Below are 20,798 nucleotides of genomic sequence, written 5' to 3'. Positions count from 1 at the left end.
CATAGGGGTGTCAGAAGTTGATCGAGGCACTCAGCCGCGCCGTCAGGGGCGGGCCCTGGAACAGGTAGCCATCGCCCATGTAGTCGCCGGCGTCGCGCCAGTAGCGCTTGTCGAACAGGTTGTCCACGGTCAGCCGGAACACCGTGTCGTAACCGTCGATGCGGGTGCTGTAGCGGCTGCCGATATTGAACACGGCGTAGCTGCCGGTTCGCACTTCGCCCTGGCGGTTGGCGTACTTGCTGCCGCTGTATTGCACCCCGCCGAGCAGCGCCAGGCCGTCGAGCCAGGGCAGGGCGTAGTCGCCATGGAGGCTGGCGCGCAGCGTCGGCACGTTCAGCGCCTGGTGGCCCTCATACGCCGGGGTATCGCTGCCGCTGACCCGCGCACGGATCGCCGCCACGCTGGCCGATAGCTGCAGGCGCTGGGTGGCCCAGCCGTTGGCCGACAGTTCCAGCCCGGTGTTCTTCTGCTCGCCTTGCTGGGTGTAGGTGAACGAGCCGTCTTCGTTCGGCCGGGAATACTGGTAGGCCTGGCGGATCTGGAACAGCGCCGCAGCCAGGCTGATGCGTTGCCAGTCGTACTTGATGCCGGCCTCGATCTGCCGCGATACGGTGGGGGCGAGGATGTCGAAGGCATTGCTGGCGAACCATGGCGCTTCGCCGCCCAGCGACAGGCCCTTGCTGTAGCGGGTGTAGAGCGCCAGGTTTTCGATCGGCTTGTAGATCAGCGCGGCCTGGGGCAGGAACACGTACCGCTGGGTGTGGCGGCGGGTGTCGCCCTGGCTGTCGAAGGTCTTTTCGTCCAGGCGCACCTCGCGCGCGCCGAGCACCGTCTGCCAGTGTTCGTTGAAGCTGATCCGGTCATTGATGAACAGTCCGTACTGGCGGCTGTCCAGGTGCCGGTAGGAATCGTTGAGCGGCCCGTCGTAGCGGGGGAAGTCCGCCGGTTCGCCGTTGATATTGGCGCTGCCGATCATCTGGTTGATGGCATCGCGCTTGTCCACCACACGGCGCAAGGCGCTGGTGCCGACGTTGAGTTCGTGATCCAGCCCGCCGGCCGCGAAGTTGCCGCTGAGCATCGCCTGCGCTTCGTCGTTGCGCCGGGTGTCGTCCGGGCTGCGGAAGTCGTAGAGGTCATAGTCGCCTTCGGGGCTGAAATGGTTGGGCACTGTCGTACCGGCACAACTGGCGGCACCGTAGCAGCCCCAGGCGAACGAGCTGTAGTCGTCGATCACCACCCGGCTGCGCGAGGCGCTGAAGGTGCCTTTCCATTGGTCGTCGAAGCGGTATTCGAAGCTGCCGTTAAGGTTCAAGGCTTCGCTGCTGACTGGTTTCGAGCCGCTCTGGTGCGCCAGCAGCTTCTTCGGCGAGGCGTGGTGTGGCAGTTCGCTGCCGCCGAGCAATTGATAACCCGGGGCCGAACGCTGTTCCCGGGTCTGGTACTCGACGTCCAGTTGCAGCAGGGCGTCGGGGCTGATGTTCCAGTCGAAGGCCAGGGCGGCGAAATCGCGCTGGCCGTTGGCGTGCTCGACATAGGAGTGGATGTCTTCGTGAGCCAGGTTGGCGCGCAGCCCGAACTGTTGCTCGCTGCCGAACCAGCCGCCGACATCGGTGGCCAGGTAGCCGCTGCCGCGATCGTCGGTGGCGACCGTCACCGAACGCACGTCGGTGGGGCGCTTGGTCACGTAGTTGATCAGCCCGCCGGGCTCGCTGATCCCGCTCTGCAGGCCGGAAAGGCCTTTGAGCACTTCCACCTGCTGCTTGTTCTCCAGGCCGACATTCTGCTCGCCGGCGATACTGCGGCCATTGATCCGATAGCTGTTGGCGGCGTTCAGCGAAAAGCCGCGCAGCATGAAGTTTTCGTAGTAGCCGACCGGTGCATAGCTTTCGCCCACCGAGGCGTCGTTCTTCAGCACCTCGCTGAGCAGGCGCGCCTGCTGGTCCTTGATCAGGGCCTCGTTGAACACGGCGATCGAGGCGGGCGTGTCAAGCAGCGGTGCGGCCTCGAAGCCGCCGACCGCGGCGCTGTCGGCCTGATAGCCGGAGTAGTCGTCGCCGCTCACGGTGAGTGCCGGCAGTAGCGTTTCGGCGGCCTGGGTCGCAGGCGTGGCGCCGGCCAGCAGCAGGCCCAGCAGATTGCGCGCGAACCGTGGGGCGGGCAGTCCCTGGCGGGAAGCCCGGTAAGACGTATGCATGAAAAGCTCCTCGACGACTGCGATCCCGGGGCAGGCACGAGGGGGCTGGTGCTGGGGAAAGAGCCTGCTGTGTAAGACGGGAAAGCGCTGTGTGCCCTGAAGGCGTCCGGCCGGATTTGCTCCGACGGTCATTGGCAAGACGAAATCCGCGACCCATTCTTGAAGCGCGGCATCATACAAGAGATTGGGCGCGCAGCATGCCGTTCTGTAGGCGCCAGGCTTGCCCGCGATGGCGGCGGGCCTGGTTCACCGCGTAGCCTGGATCGCCGGCAAGCCTGGCTCCTACGGAAGCGCTCCTGTCATCGCGGGATGTAGGAGCGAGGCTTGCCCGCGATGGCGGCGGGCCTGGTTCACCGCGTAGCCTGGATCGCCGGCAAGCCTGGCTCCTACGGAAGCGCTCCTGTCATCGCGGGATGTAGGAGCGAGGCTTGCCCGCGATGGCGGCGGGCCTGGTTCACCGCGTTGCCTGGATCGCCGGCAAGCCTGGCTCCTACGGGGAGGTGCTGTCATCGCGGGATGTAGGAGCGAGGCTTGCCCGTGATGGCGGCGGGCCTGGTCCACCGCGTTGCCCGGATCGCCGGCAAGCCTGGCTCCTACGGAAGCGCTGCTGTCATCGCGGGATGTAGGAGCGAGGCTTGCCCGCGATGGCGGCGGGCCTGGTCCACCGCGTTGCCTGGATCGCCGGCAAGCCTGGCTCCTACGGGGAGGTGCTGCCATCGCGGGGTGTAGGAGCGAGGCTTGCCCGCGATGGCGGCGGGCCTGGTTCACCGCGTTGCCTGGATCGCCGGCAAGCCTGGCTCCTACGGGAGCGCTGCTGTCATCGCGGGATGTAGGAGCGAGGCTTGCCCGCGATGGCGGCGGGCCTGGTTCACCGCGTTGCCTGGATCGCCGGCAAGCCTGGCTCCTACGGGGAGGTGCTGTCATCGCGGGATGTAGGAGCGAGGCTTGCCCGCGATGGCGGCGGGCCTGGTTCATCGCGTTGCCTGGATCGCCGGCAAGCCTGGCTCCTACGGAGGCGGGGTGAGGTCAGCCGGCCTTTCTGCTCTGGTGCACCGGAAGTTCGACCCGGAAGGTGGTGCCGACCCCGAGCTCGCTGCGGACCGAGATGTCGCCGCGGTGTTTCTTCACGATGCCGTAGGACAACGACAGCCCGAGCCCGGTGCCCTGGCCGACCGGCTTGGTGGTGAAGAACGGGTCGAAGATTTTCTGCAGGCTGTCCGGCGCAATGCCCGAACCGTTGTCGGCGACCTCGATCCAGACATGCTCGCCGTCGCTGCCGTCGCGCAGGGTGATGGTACCGCGTTCCTCACCCATGGCCTGGGCGGCATTGACGATCAGGTTCATCACCACCTGATTGATCTGCGACGGCAGGCACTCGACTTCCGGCAGCTCGCTGTACTCCTTGACCACGTCGGCCTTGTACTTGATTTCGGCGGCAACGATGTTCAGCGTCGAGTCGATGCCCTGTTGCAGGTTCGCCCACTGCCATTCCTGGGTCGAATCCACCCGGGAAAAGTCCTTGAGGTCCTTGACGATCTGGCTGACCCGGCCGATGCCGTCCTTGGACTCCTTGATCAGCAGTGGAATGTCTTCCAGGAGGAAGTCCAGCTCGATGGCCGTGCGCAGTTGCTGCAATTGCCCGCGGCGCTCGCTGGCGCCGATCTCGGCCTCGGCGTTGCCATAGGCTTCGAGCATCTCTTGCAGGCGCTTGAAGTAGTTGTCCAGGGCGCCGAGGTTGGAGGAAATGAACCCGATCGGGTTATTGATCTCGTGGGCCACCCCCGCGGCCAACTGGCCCAGCGAGGCGAGCTTTTCCGATTGCACCAGTTGGCTTTCCAGCAGCTTGCGCTCGTCGATCTCCCGCTGCAGCGCGGCGCTGGCCTGGGTCAGCGCCAGGGTGCGCTGTTCCACCCGCTCTTCCAGCTGGCTCATCTGCAATTGCGCGCGCTGGGTCATTTCCCACTTGGTGGTGAGGGTGTTGGCCATCTGCTGCACTTCGATGTTGTCGAACGGCTTTTTCAGAATCAGCAGGCGATCGTGCCCGTTGAGGCGTTCGAGCAGTTCGTCCCAGGAATAGTCGGAGTAGGCGGTGCAGACCACCACCTGCAACTGCGGGTCGTGCTTCCACAGTTCTTCGATGGTCTGCGCGCCGTCCCAGCCGTCGGGCATACGCATGTCGACGAAAGCCAGCGCGTAGGGCAGGTCCTTGCTGGCGGCGTCCAGCAGCTTGCCCAGGCCTTCCTGGCCGCCGTAGGCCGAGTCCAGCTCGAACACCGTGGCGGCGGTTTTCGGCGCGCTGCCGAACAGCGCGCTTTCCATCGCATCGAGGTCGGCGCTGTCACCGGTCTTGGGGGTGAGGATCTTGCGGAAGTCGTCGTGGATCGCGGGGGTGTCGTCGATCAGCAGGACGCGCCGGTTTATCGGGTTGTTCATGGCTCACCTTCGGCGAGTATCAGGGGAATCTGCAGGACGAACAGCGCGCCCTTGCCCGGGCCATCGCTGTGGGCCGTCAAGTGGCCGCTCATCTCCATGGCCGCCAGCGCGCAACTGTGCAGGCCGAAGCCATGGCCTTCCTTGCGGGTCGTGAAGCCGTGGGCAAAGATGCGGGTCATGTTTTCCGGGGCGATGCCTTCGCCCTCGTCGCGCACGCTGATCTGCAGGGTCTGGCCGTCGACCACGGCCGCCGCCAGGGTCATGTTGCGCGCCTGGTTGGTCAGGTCGGACATGGCGTACTTGGCGTTGCTGATCAGGTTGATCAGGATCAGCAGCAGGCGGTGCTTGTCGCCCATGATCCGGGGCACATCGGCATATTCCTTGAGCACGGTCACGTGGTGGCGGGTGAGGGCGCCGGAGTTCATGCGCAGGGCGTCTTCGAGCAGTTCGCTGACCGCCAGGGGCTCCAGCACGCTGCTGGCGCCGGCATAGGATTGCTGGGTGGCGACGATGTCCTTGATGTGATCGACGCTCTTGCTCAACTGGGTCAGCTCCTCGGCCATGCCCTGTTGCTCCTGGTCGATGGCGTCGACCAACTGGTTCAGGTAGCCCGGCAGCAGCTTGCCTTTTTCGTCCTCGGTGAGAAAACGCCCCAGGTCATGGGGGTGTTCGTTGATCAGCTGCATCGCCTTGCCCAGCCCCTGGGCCTTGCTGTTGCGCAGCTTGCGGCTGACCAGGTCGGCGGAGATGTTCACGCTGTTGAGCACGTTGCCCACGTTGTGCAGGACATTGGTGGCGATTTCCGCCATGCCGGCCTGGCGGGCGGTGTCGAGCAGCTCGCTCTGGGTGTCCTTGAGCTGGCGCGTACGTTCCTCGACCCGTTGCTCGAGTTCGTCGTTGGCGACCACCAGGGCACGGTTCATCTGATTGATCTCGGCGAAGCTGCGAATCAGGCGGATACCCAGCCAGATCAGCAGCAGCACCAGGAGGGTGGAGAACAGCAGCAGGTAAAAGTGATAGCGCTGGTTGATGGCTTCGGCCTGTTGCTGGTCGCGGTCGAGCAGGACGGTGATGTCGTCCAGGCGCTCGTCGACCGGCACCACTTCGATTTCCTCGAGCAGGCGGTTGACCGTGGGCTGCTCGCGCAGGATCAGTTCGATGTGATTGCTGAGAATGTCGATCGGGTCGTGGAACGCCTCGGGCAGGCGCTCCTTGTTGACGCTCAGTTTGTTCAGGCCCACGAGGATGTCCGCGGCCTTGTCGTCCGAGGTGACCTGGGCGAACTCCAGGCTGCTGAGCAACAGGTCGTAGGTGTCGGTGGCGATATTCTGCAACTGCAGTTTGTCGGCGTCGGGCAGTTGCGCCAGTTGCTGCTGGATATCGTCTTCGGCGGTCGGCAGGAACGCCAGGGAATTGCGCAGCACCGAGTTGTGCGACTTGAACTGTTCCACCAGCCGGGTCTTTTCCTTCATGGCATTCAGGTAGCCGTCGTGGGCGTTGCTCCACATCGGCGAAGCGTCGCGCTGTTTCTGTGCCTCCATCGAGTCGAAGGCCTGCCACAAGTGCGTCATCTCGTTCAGGGGCGACACCAGCGGGTCATAGTTGTGGGTGATGGCCACCCTGGCCTTGAGGACCTCGTTCTCCCACTGCGCATCCTGCTGCTTGATCTGGCGGATCAGGTCGCGGGACTCGGTATAGCTCGCCGTCTGGTCGGAGCGGGACTTGAGATAGAGAAACACCAGGACGGAAGCCAGCAGCACAGCGAGGGCGGCCAGCAGCAGGATGCTCACGCGACTGGAGACTTTCATAGGGGCTTGCCTTCCCATTCGCCGGTCAGGGTCTTGAGGAATTTGACGATCAGGCGTTTGTCCTCCTCGGACGGCGTACGCCCCAGCTGGTACTTGAACATCACCGCCACGGCGCCTTCGAGGGTGGTTTGCGAGCCATCGTGGAAATACGGCGCGGTAACCGCGACGTTACGCAGGCTCGGCACCTTGAACACGTAGCGGTCGTCCTCTTCGCCCGTGACGTTGAAACGCCCCTGGTCGGCTTCGGTGGGGTTGCCCCGGGCCTTGAAGTAATCGCCGAGCACGCCGAATTTCTGAAACATGTTGCCGCCGATGTTCACCCCCTGGTGACAGGCGATGCAGCCGTAATCCTGGAAGCGCTGGTAACCGTACTTTTCCTCGATGTCGAGGATCTCGGTGTTGCCTGCCAGGTACTGGTCGAAGCGCGAGTTGGCGCTGAGCAGGGTGCGCTCGTAGTTGGCCAGGGCGTTCTGGATGTTGGCCTGGGTCACGGCGTCGGGGTAAGCGGCGGCGAAGTCGGCGCGGTAGCCGGGGGCGTCGGCGATGCGCTGTACCACGGCCGCCCAGTCGCTGCCCATTTCAGTGGGGCTTTGCACCACGGTGTGCACCTGGTCCTCCAGGGTTTCGACCCGGCCGTCCCAGAACTGGCGAAAGTTCAGGCTGGTGTTGAACACGCTCGGCGTGTTGACCGCCACGGGCTTGCCATCGAAGCCCAGGGAGTGGGGCAAGGTGTCGGCGCCGCCGCGGTCGAGGCGATGGCAACTGGCGCACGACAGGCTGTTGTTCACCGACAGGCGCGGGTCGTTGAACAAGCGTCGTCCCAGTTCGACCTGTTTGCCATTCAGCGCCGGTGCCGGCGGCAGGGGCTTGAGCGGTCCTTCCAGGGGCGCGGCGGTGGCGCTTGAAGCGAGCAGCAGGCCGGCCGAGAAGAGTGCGGCGAGTGACGACATGGTCGGTTTCCTTACCTGTCACGAGCTCATGGACGGGGGGGCGGGGGTTGTCGGGAGTCGGCCAGGATACGGGCGAACACCTCGGGCTCCACGGCTTTGCTGAAGTAGAAACCCTGGCCTTCCTCGCACTGGTGCTGCTTGAGGAAATCCAGTTGCTCGAGCGTCTCCACCCCTTCGGCGATGATGCTCAGGTTCAGGCTTCTGCCCAGGTCGATGATGCTGCTCACCAGTTTTGCGTCGTTGCTGTCGGTACTCAGGTCGCGCACGAACGATTGGTCGATCTTCAGCACATCCACGGGAAACTTCTGCAGGTAGCTCAGGCTCGAGTAGCCGGTGCCGAAATCATCGATGGCCAGCCGCACGCCCAGTTGCTTGATGGCATTGAGCGTGGCGATGGTGGCGCCGACATTCTGCATCAGCACGCTTTCGGTGATTTCCAGCTCCAGCAGCTTCGGCTCGAGCCCTGTTTCGCTGAGGGTACGGCTAAGGCGCTCGACGAAATCGCGTTGCCGAAAGTCTATGGCTGAAACGTTCACCGACATATTGATCGGCGGCAGGCCCTGGGCTTGCCAGGCCTGCGCTTGCAGGCAGGCGTGGCGCAGCACCCACTGGCTGAGCGCGACGATCAGGCCGCTGTCTTCGGCCACCGGGATGAAATCCGAGGGGAATACCCAGCCATGGCCGGGCCGATGCCAGCGCACCAGCGCCTCGGCGCCGACTACCGTGCCGTGCGCCAGATCCAGCTTGGGTTGGTAGTGCAGGACGAACTCTTCGCGTTGCAGGGCCAGGCGCAGGCCGGTTTCCAGGGTTTGTGCCTGGCGGGCGCGCAGGTTCATGTCTTCGATGAAGAAGCTGAAGTCGTTGGGGCCGTTGTCCTTGACGTTGCGCATGGCCGTCTCGGCCTTCTTGATCAGCGTCACGGCATCGTAGCCGTCGTCGGGGTAGAGGCTGATGCCCAGGCTGGCGGTGACGGTCAGGTCGTGCCCCGCCACGGAGTGGCTGGTGTTGACCGCGGCCAGCAGCTTCTCGGCCACCCCCCGGGTCTGCTGCGGGTGCAGGATGTCGCCGAGAATCACCACGAATTCGTCCGAACCGTAGCGGAACACCGAATCGGTTTCGCGCACCGTGGCCGCCAGGCCATGAGCGACATGCTTGAGCATTTCGTCGCCCGCCGGATGGCCGAGGGCGTTGTTGATGCGTTTGAACCGGTCCAGGCCGATGAACATCACCGCCACCTGCCGGTCGTGCCGGCGGGACAGGGACATATGCTGGGTCAGGCGATCGCCCAGCAACGTGCTGTTGGGCAAGCCGGTGAGCACATCGTAGTGCAACAGTTGCGACACGCTCAGCAGTTCCTGCACCCGTTCCTCGATGGCCTGCTCCAGGTAGCGCATCTTGCTCGCGGCATCCTGGGTCAATTGCCATTTCCAGGTCAGTGCGCTGGCCATCTGGCGGATTTCCAGGCTGTCGAACGGCTTTTTCAGGATCAACAGTTGGTCGCCGAACTCGATGCGTTCGGCCATGGCTTCCCATGAGTAATCGGAAAACGCCGTGCAGAGGGCGATCTGCAGGTGCGGGTCGATCTTCCACAGGTGCTCGATGGTCTGCAGGCCATCCCAGCCCGGCGGCATGCGCATGTCGAGAAACGCCAGGGCATAAGGCCGGCCCTCGGCCTGGGCGCGCTTGACCAGTTCCACCGCTTCCTGGCCCTGGTAGGCGGAGTCCAGCTGGAAGTGCTGGCCCGGGGCCTGGTGGCTGCCGAACAGGGAGGTTTCGATGCTGCTCAGGGGCTCTTGGTCCTGAGGCCCGAGAATCTTGCGGAAATCCTGATGAATCGCCGGGGTGTCGTCGACGATCAGGATCCTGCGGTTAGGCGCCACGGACAGAGGGTTCACCTGAGGTTCTCCTGTGTCGGATCCGCCGGCCAGGCGCGGTTGTCCACGGCGGCGGCTCGGGCCTTGAGCAACTCGCCCGCCTGGTCGCTGTTGACCGCCGTGCCGAGCGAGTGGCCCAGCGGCGTACCGCTGGAGATCAGGGTGACGCGCTGCTCCTGGGTTTCCACGCCTTCGGCGGTGACGCCGATCCCCACTTCGCGGGCGAAGTTGAGAATGGCCCGTAGGGTCATGGCGTTCTCGGGGTCGCTGCTGGCGCTGTCGATAAAGCGCTGGGCGAGCTTGAGGTGGTTGACCCGATAGGTCTTGAGGTAATCGAACGAAGAATACTCGGTGCCGAAATCGTCGATGGCGATCTTCACACCCAGCTCGCACAGCCTGGGCAGGATGTCGTTGTGGGTCCATTTGGTCTGGGCCAGGGTGCCCTCGGTGACGTCGAACCGCAGATCCCAGGGGCACAGGTCCCAGCGCGCGGTGGTGCGCAACACGTCGTAGATCAGTTCCGGACCGGTCTTGAGCTGGACCAGGGACAGGTGGATCGCGATCAGCGGCGGCGCCATGTTCTGGTCGCGCCAGGCGCGCATCTGCCGGCAGGCCTGGTCCAGCAGCCAGCGACCGAGGGCGATGACGATGCCGGTCTTCTCGGCGGCGGGCATGAAGTCCTCGGCCTCCAGCCAGCCGCGCCGGGGGTGCAGCCAGCGGACCTGCGTCGCCATGCCGAGGATCCGGCCGGTGCCCAGGTCGACCTCCGGCAGGTAGTGCAGGTGCAGTTCATCGCGCTCCAGGGCCAGTTTCAGGTCATTGGCCAGGGTCACGCGCTCGGTGACTTCCTGGTCGATTTCCTCGCTGTGGAAATGGAACTGGTTACGCCCCTTGTCCTTGGAGCGGTACAGCGCCATGTCCGACTGCGCCATCAGGCTGTCGGCGCTGAGGGTGTGCGGGCTGTAGAGGCTGATGCCGATGCTCACCGAAATGCGCACCTCGTTGCCGTCCAGGGAGTAGGGCTGCACCAGGATGTCGCGGATCTTTGTCGCCAGGGCGGCGCAGTGCGTGGCTTCTTCGACGTCCAGCTGCAGGATCGCGAATTCGTCGCCGCCCAGGCGCGCCACCACATCGTTTTCCCGGGTACAGGACCTGATGCGCCGGGCCACTTCCTGCAGCAGCAAGTCGCCGATGGGGTGGCCCAGGGTGTCGTTGATGCGCTTGAAGTGGTCCAGGTCCAGATAGAACATGGCGAAGCGCCCGGCCCCGCGGCGGGCGGCTGCGAAGGCCTGGTGCAGGCGTTCGATCAGCGTGGCGCGGTTGGCCAGGCCGGTCAGGCTGTCGGTGCGCGCCATCTGCGCGATCTTTTCCTCGGCCAGCTTGCGCTCGGTGATGTCGAGGATGATGCCTTCGACTTCGACCAGTTGGCCCTGCTGGTTGCGCACCGGGATATAGCGGTTTTCCACCCAGCGGAAGGCGCCGTCGCCGGTGCGCATGCGGAACTCGATGGACGCCCCGGCGACATCGCGGTCCAGGACCCGGAGCATGGCGCTCTCGACCTTGGCCTGGTCGTCGGGGTGGATCAGTGTCTGCGCCCAGTCGGCCGAGGCCACCAGTTGCGCCGCCACATGGCCGAACTTGGTGATGTTGTGGGAGATGTACATCAGCGTGAACGAAGGCTCGCCCCGCAGGCGATAGAGAATGGTGGGGCTGTTCTGCACGATGATGTTGGCGTCGGCCAGTTCCCGGGTGCGCTCCTCGACCGCCTGCTCCAGCTGGTCCATCTTCAGCGCCGCCTCTTCGGTCATCTGCCATTTGACGGTCAGGGTGCTGGCCATCTGGCGGATCTCGATGGCATCGAAGGGCTTTTTCAGGATCAGCAGGCGATCGCCCAGCGACAGGCGTTCGGCGATGTCTTCCCAGGAGTAGTCGGAATAGGCGGTGCACAGGGCGATCTGCAGCTTGGGATCGACCTGCCACAGCCGTTCGATGGTTTCCAGGCCGTCCCAGCCAGGCGGCATGCGCATGTCGATAAAGGCCATGGCGTACGGCAGGTCGCGGTCCAGGGCGGCTTGCACCATGCCCAGCGCCTCCTGGCCCTGGAACGCCGAATCGAGGAAAAAATGTTCCAGCGAGGCACTGGCCGGGGCACCGAACAGCGCGGTTTCGGCATCGCTGAGGCGATCCTCGGAGGCGTGCGCGTGCGTGAGGATCTTGCGGAAATCCTCATGGATCGACGCGGTATCGTCGACGATCAGGATCCGCCGGTTGGCCCGGTCCGGCATGGATTTCATCGGCGGGCTCCAGCCTGGCGGGAGGGCCTTGCATATAGGCTCATCGGGTTTCCCTTCCTGATACCTGGACAAGCAATCCATTTTCGGCTTGAGCATAGTCAGGCTCCTTCGCATGCGCTAATCGACCGGCGTCAAATTCATGCCGAAATGCTGCGAGTCATCTAGCCTGTCCGGGAAGGCAGGTCCGATCACAGCAGAGGAAAGGGGGCAAGCATGGAAGAACAGCGCGCAGACGGGGCCCAGGGGCGGCCCACGGTACTGCTGGTCGACGATGAGGAATCGATTCTCAATAGCCTGCGCCGGCTGTTGCGCAGCCAGCCCTACGACATCCTGCTGGCCGACAGCGGCGCCAAGGCCCTGGAGATCCTCGGGCAGCGACCGGTGGACGTGGTGATGAGCGATGCGCGCATGCCCGGCATGGACGGTGCGACCCTGCTGGCCCAGGTTCACCAGCGCCATCCGTCGACCTTGCGCATCCTGCTCACCGGCTATGCCGACATGACCCTGATCGCCAAGGCGATCAACGAAGGGCAGATCCACCGTTACATCAGCAAGCCCTGGAACGACGAGGACATGCTCGTGACCTTGCGCCAGGCCATGGCCCATCACCATTCGGAGAGCGAGCGCCAGCGCCTGGAAGCACTCACCCGGCAGCAGAACGAGCAATTGAAGACGCTCAACGCGACCCTGGAAAAACACGTGGCGGCGCGTACCGCCGAGCTGCAGCAGACCGCCGATATGCTCGACCTGGCGTATGAGGAGCTCAAGCGCAGCTACGTGACCGGGACCGAGGTGTTTTCGCTGCTGGCGAACCTGCGGTTGCCCAAGGCCAAGCAGACCAACCGCCAGATCATCGAACTGATTCGCGTGTACTGCGCCACTCACGGCCTGGGGGAAACCGAGAGCCGCGACATGACCATGGCCGCGGCGCTGTACAACATCGGCAAGCTCGGCTGGACCGACAGCATGATGACGGCGCCCGCCGATCTGCTGCATCACACCGAGCGTGACCTGTACCGGGCCTACCCGAAGCAGAGCGAGTCGCTGTTGATGACCCTGGAGCCGATGAAGGACGCGGCGCGCATCATCCTGCATCACCAGGAACGCTGGGACGGCAGCGGCTTTCCCGATCACCTCAAGGGCGAGGCCATTCCGCTGGGGTCGCGCTGGCTCAAGCTGGCGGTGGACTTCATCGAGTTGCAGCGCGGGCTGATACTCGAACGGCAAATGAACAGCGACGAAGCGCTGCTGTTCATTCGCAAATACGCCGGCAAACTCTACGACCCGGCGCTGGTGGAGGACTTCGTCGCGGTCTGCGCGGCGTTCCTCAGCGACGTGACCCTGGCCGATCCGACGGTCAAGGTCCTGACCACCCGCGAGCTGGCGTCCGGGATGATCCTGGCGCGCAACCTGAACGCCGACAACGGCATGCTGCTGCTCAATGCCGGCAAGGTGCTGAGCGGTCCGCTGGTGGAGAAACTCATCGCCTTCGAGGCCATGGAAGGGGCGAAATACAGCGTCTTCGTCAAGGTGCCCGAAGAGCCGCAACCGGTGGCCGTGGCGACCGGTTGAGCGGGGTCAGCCGCCATTGGCGGCGACGATGCCTGCCACCTGGCGCGGCTGGCAATTGAGGTAGGGCGAGGACTTCAGCCACTGCTGGTCGGGGTACCAGGAAAACATGAACTGACCGTCCTTGAGCCGGTCGATGACCTGGCGCGCCACCTGTGGCCGCACCGCCGGGCAACCGAGGCTGCGGCCGATGCGGCCCTGGCGCCGGCTCCACAACGGGTTCACGTAGTCGGCCGCGTGAATCACGATGTCGCGGTCGCGGGCCAGATCGTTGAAGCCCGGCTCCAGGCCATCCATGCGCAACGAGTAGCCGTGGCTGCCTTCATAACTTTCCCGGGTACGGAACAGGCCGAGGCTGGACTGGTAGCTGCCCATGCGATTGGAGAACTGGGTGGCGAAGTTTTCCCCGGATTTCTGCCCGTGGGCCACCAGGTCGCGCAGCACCAGGGTTCGTTTGTTCAGGTCGAAGATCCACAGGCGGCGGGCGGTGGAGGGTTGCGAGTAATCGATGACCGCCAGGTGCCGGGCCTGCCGGGCGCCGCTGTTGACCGCGCACTGCATGGCGCTGAGGGCACTTTTTAATACTTGGGGATTGAGTTCCGGTGCGGCGTGGGCGAGGCTGTTGTACAGCGGCGCAGGTGCGCTGCTGGCGGCAAGCGCGGGGCCGCAGATCGCGCCCAGGGCGGTCATGGCCAGGCAGAGTCGGCACAAGAAGGTCGGCATTCTAGAGGGTCCCCACTGTCGCTTTGGCTCCTGACGTCCCGTCGTTTTCCTGGCAGTTCCGGTTGATGGTGGTCTGATAATTGTTCGCAGCCACTGCCGAGGTTGGCCATCAGGGTGATGGCCGTGATTGGAGTAAAGCAGTTGTTCAAAAAACACGCATGTTACTTGAGCCTTTTCCTGCTCGCTGCGCCGTTGGTCGCGACTGCCGAGGATGTCCCGGTCGATCATGCAGGCCCCGTGCAACTGCTGTTCACCCGCTTGCCGGCGGCCTGCCCGGGCCTGGCGGCGCACCTTGATGTGGCGGCCCTGAGCCTGTTGCAGGGGTTCTACCAACAGCAGGGCAACCAGCCTTTGTGGTCGTCGGGCGGACGTTCGGCGGCACTGCGCACTCAATTGCAGCAACTGGCCGACGATGGCCTCGAACCCGCCAACTACCACACGACGGCCGGCGCTAATTCGGGGGACGCCCTGTGCGCCGACCTGAGCCTCAGCCACGATTACCTGCAGGCCCTGCAAGACCTGCATTACGGACGCCTGCCGCAGGCGCGTTTCGAGCCGATGTGGCATGCCCAGCCGGTGCAGCCGGATCGCCAGGCCCAGGTGCTCGCTATCGCCGGGCCGGGGCTGCAAGATCTGCCGGCGGCTTTCGCCCTGGCCCGGCCGCACCTCGAGCAGTACCAGAGCTTGCGCCAGTTGTACGCCCGGCAACGCCAGCAGGCGCTGCCCCATTGGCAGCCGCTGGCCAGCGGGCCGCTGTTGCGCCCGCAAATGCAGGACGAACGCGTGCCGGAACTGGCCCGGCGGCTGTTCGAGGAGGGCTACCTGAGCGCGCTGCCCCACGACCTCGGCACCCTGTACCGCGACGACCTGGTGAGCGCGGTGAAAAGCTTCCAGTTGAGCCATTCGCTGCAGGCCGACGGGGTGGTCGGGGCAGGAACCTTGAACGAGTTGAACATCAGCCCGCAAATGCGCCGTGAACAGCTGCGCATCAACCTCGAGCGTTTCCGCTGGCTGGCGCAGGACATGGAGCCCGACAGCCTGCTGGTCAACCTGGCGGCGGCGCAATTGACGGTCTATCAGGGTGGGGTGGCGGTCTGGCAGACACGCACCCAAGTGGGGCGCGCCGAGCGCCAGACGCCCTTGCTCAAGTCCCGGGTCACGCGCCTGACCCTGAACCCCACCTGGACGGTGCCGCCGACCATTTTCCGCGAAGACAAGCTGCCGGAAATCCGCCGCGACCAGTCCTTCCTCAACCGGCAGAACCTGCAGGTGCTCGATAGCGAGGGCCACCCCCTGGCGGTGGAAGACATCGACTGGGACAACCCCGGCAATATTCTCCTGCGCCAGGACGCGGGGCCGCGCAACCCCCTGGGGCAGATGGCGATCCGCTTTCCCAACCCGTTCTCGGTGTACCTGCACGACACGCCGAGCCAGGCGCTGTTCAACAAGGGGCCGCGGGCCTTCAGCTCGGGTTGCGTGCGAGTCGAGCATGCCTTGCAACTGCGCGACCTGCTGGTGAGCCCGGCGGAACGGGCGCGCACCGACGAGCTGCTGAGCACCGGGCTGACCCACGAGTTCCGGCTAGCCACGCCGGTGCCGATCCTGCTCACCTACTGGACGGCGCAGGCCGACAGCCATGGCCAGCTGTCCTATGCGCCGGACATCTATGGGCGGGACGCGGCGCTGCTGGTCGCCCTGGGGGGCAAGCCGTGAGTGCCCGCAAGCTGTGGTGGCCGGGCGTGCCTTTGGTCAGGAACGGCTGAACATCTGCCGACGCGCGACGATCTGAATAGGTAAGAGGGCCTTGAAGGACAATCGAAATGGTTCAGCGTCGCCGTCATCACCTCTCGCAGCTATCCCTTCGCATCGAAGGCCTGCGAGCTAATGTCCTGCAGTTCAAGCAGGATGAATTCCTGATCCAGCAAGCCTTGTGCGGCACGTCGGCGCCAGCGAAGGCGCGCGATCTGGAGGACGCCTTCGACGAGATCCGCGAGTCGATCAATCACACCGAGGCGCTGCTTGAAGCCTTGGTCCTGGCCGCGGGTGGCGCCTGGGAGGAGAGGGGCCGGGGCGTGTCCGGCTGAAGGTCGCCATCAGCCCCCTGATACCCGGCCAATGCGTCGGGTTTTTTATGTCGGGATGAATGGCTATCATCGGCCATCGAGTTTTCTGCGTACCTTGTCATGGCCTTTTTCGAGCTGTTCGACCAATTCATGAGAAGCCTGCTGGCTGCCTGGATCTTCGTCGGGATCTGCCGGCTTGCCCGGTTCGTCTTCGCACAGACCCATCCTCGGCTGTGTGCCTGGGTGACCCTGGTCGGCCTGGCCTTCCTGATGGTCTACCCCTGTGGCTGGGACTGGGCTTCCGGGTTCATGGAGAACGCCTGGGTGGAAATGTGCCGGGTCTACCAGCGTTCGGCCTCCCAGCTGGCGCTGTTCCTCGCCGATGCGGCGGGCGCGGCCCTGGGTGGCTTGATCGCGTACCTGATGTCGCGTTATGTCATGTCGGCGCCGGTGCCGCTGAAACCCGCCAGTTGAAGGCCGGTTGCCGTACCTGCCAGCCTCGCCCTGTGCGGGGCTTTTTATTGCGTCCGGCAAAGGCCGCCCGTAGGTTTCGGCGCCTGGCGCGAATGAGCGGCTTGTGCCTTACTCGACATTCATCGACTGAGGGAGACGGCCATGACCGAGCGTCATTTGAATCACAGCGAAACGCTTTCAAATGGGGGCAGGATCAAGGTGCGGGCGGAGATCCTCAGGGATGGCTCGCTGAAGATGTTCATCGGCGTCTATGCGGCGGATGGCAGCGTCGTGCTCGAGGACGACCACCTGGCCCCGGATGGCCTGGATATGGAAGGCGCGTTCGAGTGGGGTATCGACAAGGCCAAGGGTATCGGCAACCGCCAGGCGTGATGGGCGGTGTGCGGTGGGCGGGAAGAGGTCGAGGAAAGAGCCTCTTGATGAACCGTCGGGCCGCGCCACCTGCGCGCGGCCCGACGGGTTCGCTACGGGCTTAGATCCGGTGGATCTGGGTGATGTGCGGCTTGCCCTTGATCGGCGCGTAGATCTCCACGACCGCCTGCCAGCTCTCCGTCGAGCCGGGCAGCGTGGCTTTCGACTGATAACGATAGTTGGTGCCGTTGACGACCTGGGTCGATACCAGTTCAGGCGTGTAGTGCACACCCACGAACCCGGCCAGGGCTTCCTTGAATACTTCCTGATCCTTTGGCGTCAGCTTGTGATAAGGAGTCCATCCGCCAACGAAGTTCTCTTGAGCCGTCATACGATATATCTCCATATATAAGTTCCTACTCGTCTGGCTTTTCGGAGTTCGCCCCGTTTATTGAATGGTTTCCGGAATCCATGTGCCGAGTGGTCTTGCGCGCTGCGGGCCTGCCTTGCAGCCGCGTATCGCAAGCACCGGTAGGCGGCGCGGGAGCCTCGCCAGGCGCGCCATCAGGCGGGGGGCAGGGGCGAGGGGATCTTGGAAGAGTGGGGAAACTTCTGGCATACGCTCATTTTTATCGTCCTTGATAAACAATGTTCGGTATTCGAAAAACTCGGAGAGATACGGCGCCATTACTGCGATATCACTGTAGGTTCCAGGACGCTACTTGCAAGTTTCCGGTGGGGTATTTCAGGGGCAACTGACGGATGGAGCATCGGGAAGTGGCTAGCCCGCACCATCCTTGCCAGGCTCTGCAGGCGCCTCGGGACATTCCTCTGTCCAGCGAGTGACGGTCATCTCATTGAGCCGCTCGCCAAGGGTGTCTACGCGCAGGCACGTGCCTTTCCTGGAATAGAAGAGGATGCAGCGCGAGCTATCAAAGGAGCAGGTATCGACCTCGAAGAACCTGTGTGCGGCGAGCTCCCGTTCCACGCCACTGTATTCATAGCCATCGCGGGCATGCATCGGCGTCGGCAGCCAGCCGTGCCCGACGAGTTTGGCCCTGGCCGCGACCAAGGGCTCCCCGACCGCGATGCCGGCCGGTGCGCGTGGGTCGTTTGGTGGTTGCGAGGCATCGGCCAACGCTGAGCGGGTGGAGAGGCAATACAGTGCGGCGAGCACGAAGATCGAAGCCTTCACGTGATAATCCCTCCAACCGATTCGCCGCTCGCCCAAAACCCCGAGGTTTTGTAACGCACGCGGGTTGATGGCGCGATTCTTAAACGCCAGAAACGAAAAAGCCCCGAATAATCGGGGCTTTAGCGTGACGAATATGGCGGAGGCGATGGGATTCGAACTCATGGACCTGTTACAGTCGACGGTTTTCAAGACCGACAGATAAACCTAGATATTTCGCTGCTCGGCAGCAGCTTGGCGTCCAAAAACAGGTAGCCAAGCAATGGCGCTACAGGCCTTGATCTGCAAGGCGTCACCTCTCAGTTTTGGAACTCTTTTCAGGTCATTTTGTTGGCTTCGCTACCGCCCCGACACGACGATAAACGCGCTCTGTTATGTCGCCTTTGGTATGACCCAGCAACAGGCTTGCGTCTTCGACGCTTGTGATTTCCGATGCCGCCTTGGGCCGTATATCGCGGAACTGGAATTGCCTGATCCTGCTGGCCAGCAGAGCATCGCCCTCAGCGTCAGCAGTTTTTGCCGCCTCGTCCCTCGCATCGTCCCATCTACGCCTCAGCATCGTCGCCGTCACCCGCCGCCCTTCGTCCGTCAAAATCAGGTACGGCGAGCTGTGCCCCTCGTTTCGCGCCATGATGCCTCGCACAAGCGCTCCAAGCCCCGTCTCTTTTCCCTCCACCTCCAGCAGAATCCGCAGCTTCTTGTGGGTCTTGTTCTGTTCAACGCCCAGTGCCACGCCTTCGATATCGTCCTTTCGCATTACAAGCACGTCCGCGGGCCTCTGGCCGCTCAAATATGCAAGGTCCATTGCAACCTTCAGCTCTTGAACTGCCTTTTTGTAGACGGCATCCCAAACTGCGTCATTAGCATAAAAGTCCCTCGGCGTTTCCTTGTTCTTGCGAATCCCCTGGCACGGGTTTTCCCTGACTGTCAGCCCCCACTCTCGCGCCATATTGAAAACGTGGGATAGGGTGGCAATCTCCCTGTTTGCCCGGACCTTGGCGCTACGCGCGTCTCGATATTGCGCGATCTGGGCCGGGGTGATTGCATCAATCGGCGCGTCATTGAAGTAGGGCCTGAGCTGGCGCAGTTCAGCCCGGTTGTCCTTCTGGGTTCGCTCACCCTTCTTCGGGATGATGTCCCTCTCGTATCGGTCGAAGATCGCCCGCATCAGGCACAGGTCTCGAGGCTTGTCCTTCGCCTCAAGTTCTGCCCACTTCAGGCGAGCCAGGCTCAGGTCGCTGCCAAGCGTAACCTCCTTTCCTTGAGTGTCCAGGTAGTAGTAGCTGACCCAGACTTTCCCGTTCTTGCGCTTTCGTTGTCGAACATACATCCGCGGCGGGAGATTGCGGTTTTGGGTTTTGCGAGGGCGCATATCACCTCACCTTCGAAATGTCAGGCATCCATGTCGGCGTGGCCGGAGGAGGTGGTGCCAGCTGCATCACCTCCAGCGTCACGCCCAGTTTCATGCGCACGTACTGGCGCCCCACAAGAGGGCGCCCGCTGCGGCTCTCGACGAAAGTCCAGCCGCGATCGCGGAGCCAGCGGCGCTGCCAGCTCCTGGCCTTGTAGCCGGTGAGTTCGGCCAGTTCTTCATCCGAAAGGATCTCGGTTTCCATGGTGTACTCCACGCCGCCACCGGCGGCAGAGGGTGTTGATGGGTTAATCAACCTGATACCAGACGCCGCAATCGACGCCGTCGGCTTGGAGGGACTTGTACATGGCCTGTACACCGGCGTAGCGCCGGTTGCCTTGGCCGGGAAATGGCGCACCGAGGTGAAACGCTCGAGCGTGGTAAGTGCTGGCCGACTGCATCCAACCTTCAATGCCAGCAGCTTTCAGTGTTTTTTCACGCAAAAGCCCAACGCGCACATAGACGCGGTCAAGGTTGGCGCTGCCGCCGTCATCTGGAGCGGCCGCAGATGCTGCCTTTCCGGCATCAATGGCGCGAGCGACTGCTGCCGCCAGTTCCGGTAACTGATTTTTGGTCATAGAGATTCCTCGCCCGCTTCAGCAGGCTCGTGAAAGTTGAGTGCGTGTTTCGGATTCGGCCGATGGTCGCCGGCATTGCGCTCGGCTACTGTGAAGTTGTTCGCCCGGCTCGCTGTCAGGCAGGAGCCGACTACGTGCGGGTCAGGGCGAACTCCTATTGCTGGGCCAGCTCCTTGGGCACCTGGACCACTTTGCCGAGCCTGGTATGGGCGATGGCGCGGCACAGGGCAATGAGTGGGGTTGCGCCGCTGCTCCAGGACAGTGCGCCGTCACAGCACACTCTGGCGATCGCCAGGGTGTCGTACATCTGGTTGGGATATCCGCGAACCATAGCTGCATACTTTTCGATAAGTTGGCCGCCCTGGCTCCAGTTGGTCGATGGCTGCCAGTGGATGCCGATGCAACGATCTCCTGAATACCAGTAGACGTGCTTCAAGCCAGCCGGTGTGTGCTGTCGCATTCCTTCAGCCTTCGCAACAGCCCAATCCAGCGCCGCGCCGATCAGGTCGGCGGTCTTCACTTCGATCATTTCGCTCATGGCTTCCAGCTCCTGCCCACGCGAAACACCATCATCATGTTGTGATGCAATGGCACCTTGAGCACGTGGTCGAAAAACTCGCCCTTTCCGGATATGAACCCCGTAGGCACCTTGCTTTCAGCGATCCCGAATTCTCGCCAGCATTCTTCGCCGCCGTTCTTTTCCCAGTAGCCGCGTTCTCGCTTCGGAATCTCATCGTAGGTTTTATAAAACACGGAGCTATCTGGGATATCACAGATCCGGCGCCATGCTGGATTGCGCTTGCACCACTCGGCGGCATGCTGAGCAGCTTGCTCGGCAGAGTAAAATTCTTTGGTGTTTTGTTCGTTCATCGCTTCGGCCCCGT

Annotated in this window: 19 protein-coding genes; 5 read left to right on the top strand and 14 right to left on the bottom strand. The window is 63.5% G+C overall.

Annotated elements, in window-relative coordinates; all coding sequences use genetic code 11:
* Positions 1–10 precede the first annotated feature (10 nt).
* The 6 genes from TO66_RS20035 to TO66_RS20010 all read right to left on the bottom strand — a co-directional run bounded on the left by TO66_RS20035 (position 11) and on the right by TO66_RS20010 (position 11,553).
* Positions 11–2,194, bottom strand: a complete 2,184-nt coding sequence (locus tag TO66_RS20035; RefSeq protein WP_044463896.1) for a TonB-dependent siderophore receptor — start codon at positions 2,192–2,194, stop codon at positions 11–13.
* A gap of 1,026 nt (positions 2,195–3,220) precedes the next feature.
* Complete coding sequence (locus tag TO66_RS20030) at positions 3,221–4,627, bottom strand: ATP-binding protein (protein WP_044463895.1); 1,407 nt, start codon at positions 4,625–4,627, stop codon at positions 3,221–3,223.
* Positions 4,624–6,435: a DAHL domain-containing protein gene (locus tag TO66_RS20025; protein ID WP_044463894.1), complete on the bottom strand. Its 1,812-nt coding sequence runs from the start codon at positions 6,433–6,435 to the stop codon at positions 4,624–4,626. The genes TO66_RS20030 and TO66_RS20025 overlap by 4 nt, the downstream gene beginning before the upstream one ends.
* Complete coding sequence (locus TO66_RS20020; protein ID WP_044463893.1) at positions 6,432–7,385, bottom strand: cytochrome-c peroxidase; 954 nt, start codon at positions 7,383–7,385, stop codon at positions 6,432–6,434. The genes TO66_RS20025 and TO66_RS20020 overlap by 4 nt, the downstream gene beginning before the upstream one ends.
* Positions 7,386–7,411: 26 nt before the next feature.
* Positions 7,412–9,280, bottom strand: a complete 1,869-nt coding sequence (locus TO66_RS20015) for a GGDEF and EAL domain-containing protein (protein WP_044463892.1) — start codon at positions 9,278–9,280, stop codon at positions 7,412–7,414.
* A complete protein-coding gene (locus tag TO66_RS20010; protein ID WP_044463891.1) occupies positions 9,277–11,553 on the bottom strand; it encodes an EAL domain-containing protein in 2,277 nt (758 codons plus the stop codon). The genes TO66_RS20015 and TO66_RS20010 overlap by 4 nt, the downstream gene beginning before the upstream one ends.
* Before the next feature lie 213 nt (positions 11,554–11,766).
* On the opposite strand from TO66_RS20010, the gene TO66_RS20005 reads away from it, so the two are divergent.
* On the top strand, positions 11,767–13,125 hold the full coding sequence (locus tag TO66_RS20005) for an HD domain-containing phosphohydrolase (protein ID WP_044463890.1): 1,359 nt from the start codon (positions 11,767–11,769) through the stop codon (positions 13,123–13,125).
* Positions 13,126–13,131: 6 nt separating this feature from the next.
* Here TO66_RS20005 and TO66_RS20000 read toward each other — a convergent pair whose 3' ends face one another.
* Positions 13,132–13,845, bottom strand: coding sequence for a murein L,D-transpeptidase catalytic domain family protein (locus tag TO66_RS20000; protein ID WP_044463889.1), 714 nt, complete (start codon positions 13,843–13,845; stop codon positions 13,132–13,134).
* Between the two features lie 141 nt (positions 13,846–13,986).
* Between TO66_RS20000 and TO66_RS19995 the strand changes: the two genes are divergently transcribed.
* The 4 genes from TO66_RS19995 to TO66_RS19980 all read left to right on the top strand — a co-directional run bounded on the left by TO66_RS19995 (position 13,987) and on the right by TO66_RS19980 (position 16,754).
* A complete protein-coding gene (locus TO66_RS19995; protein ID WP_044463888.1) occupies positions 13,987–15,558 on the top strand; it encodes a murein L,D-transpeptidase in 1,572 nt (523 codons plus the stop codon).
* A 107-nt stretch (positions 15,559–15,665) separates the two neighbouring features.
* Entirely contained in the window at positions 15,666–15,929 is a 264-nt protein-coding gene (locus TO66_RS19990) for a hypothetical protein (RefSeq protein ID WP_177330413.1), read from the top strand.
* A 129-nt stretch (positions 15,930–16,058) separates the two neighbouring features.
* A complete protein-coding gene (locus tag TO66_RS19985) occupies positions 16,059–16,382 on the top strand; it encodes a hypothetical protein (RefSeq protein ID WP_177330412.1) in 324 nt (107 codons plus the stop codon).
* A gap of 141 nt (positions 16,383–16,523) precedes the next feature.
* On the top strand, positions 16,524–16,754 hold the full coding sequence (locus tag TO66_RS19980; protein ID WP_044463886.1) for a hypothetical protein: 231 nt from the start codon (positions 16,524–16,526) through the stop codon (positions 16,752–16,754).
* Positions 16,755–16,854: 100 nt separating this feature from the next.
* Here the strand turns inward: TO66_RS19980 and TO66_RS19975 are convergent, their stop codons facing one another.
* The 7 genes from TO66_RS19975 to TO66_RS19945 all read right to left on the bottom strand — a co-directional run bounded on the left by TO66_RS19975 (position 16,855) and on the right by TO66_RS19945 (position 20,784).
* Positions 16,855–17,124 carry a hypothetical protein gene (locus tag TO66_RS19975; protein ID WP_044463885.1) on the bottom strand — a complete coding sequence of 90 codons (270 nt, stop codon included), beginning with the start codon at positions 17,122–17,124 and terminating at the stop codon, positions 16,855–16,857.
* A gap of 390 nt (positions 17,125–17,514) precedes the next feature.
* Positions 17,515–18,090: a hypothetical protein gene (locus TO66_RS19970; protein WP_256240845.1), complete on the bottom strand. Its 576-nt coding sequence runs from the start codon at positions 18,088–18,090 to the stop codon at positions 17,515–17,517.
* Positions 18,091–18,247: 157 nt separating this feature from the next.
* Positions 18,248–19,297, bottom strand: coding sequence for a tyrosine-type recombinase/integrase (locus TO66_RS19965; protein ID WP_044463884.1), 1,050 nt, complete (start codon positions 19,295–19,297; stop codon positions 18,248–18,250).
* 1 nt (position 19,298) lies between these two features.
* Positions 19,299–19,541, bottom strand: a complete 243-nt coding sequence (locus TO66_RS19960; protein ID WP_044463883.1) for a DUF4224 domain-containing protein — start codon at positions 19,539–19,541, stop codon at positions 19,299–19,301.
* Positions 19,542–19,584: 43 nt separating this feature from the next.
* A complete protein-coding gene (locus tag TO66_RS32775) occupies positions 19,585–19,914 on the bottom strand; it encodes a hypothetical protein (RefSeq protein WP_082061125.1) in 330 nt (109 codons plus the stop codon).
* A gap of 154 nt (positions 19,915–20,068) precedes the next feature.
* Positions 20,069–20,452, bottom strand: a complete 384-nt coding sequence (locus tag TO66_RS19950; protein WP_044463881.1) for a phage protein NinX family protein — start codon at positions 20,450–20,452, stop codon at positions 20,069–20,071.
* A complete protein-coding gene (locus tag TO66_RS19945; protein WP_044463880.1) occupies positions 20,449–20,784 on the bottom strand; it encodes a hypothetical protein in 336 nt (111 codons plus the stop codon). Before TO66_RS19945 ends, TO66_RS19950 begins: the two co-directional genes overlap by 4 nt.
* Positions 20,785–20,798 lie beyond the last annotated feature (14 nt).

Source organism: Pseudomonas sp. MRSN 12121 (genome assembly GCF_000931465.1).
Taxonomy (GTDB): domain Bacteria; phylum Pseudomonadota; class Gammaproteobacteria; order Pseudomonadales; family Pseudomonadaceae; genus Aquipseudomonas.
Note: the sequence above shows the minus strand (reverse complement) of the source record. Positions and strands in the feature narration are given on the sequence as shown.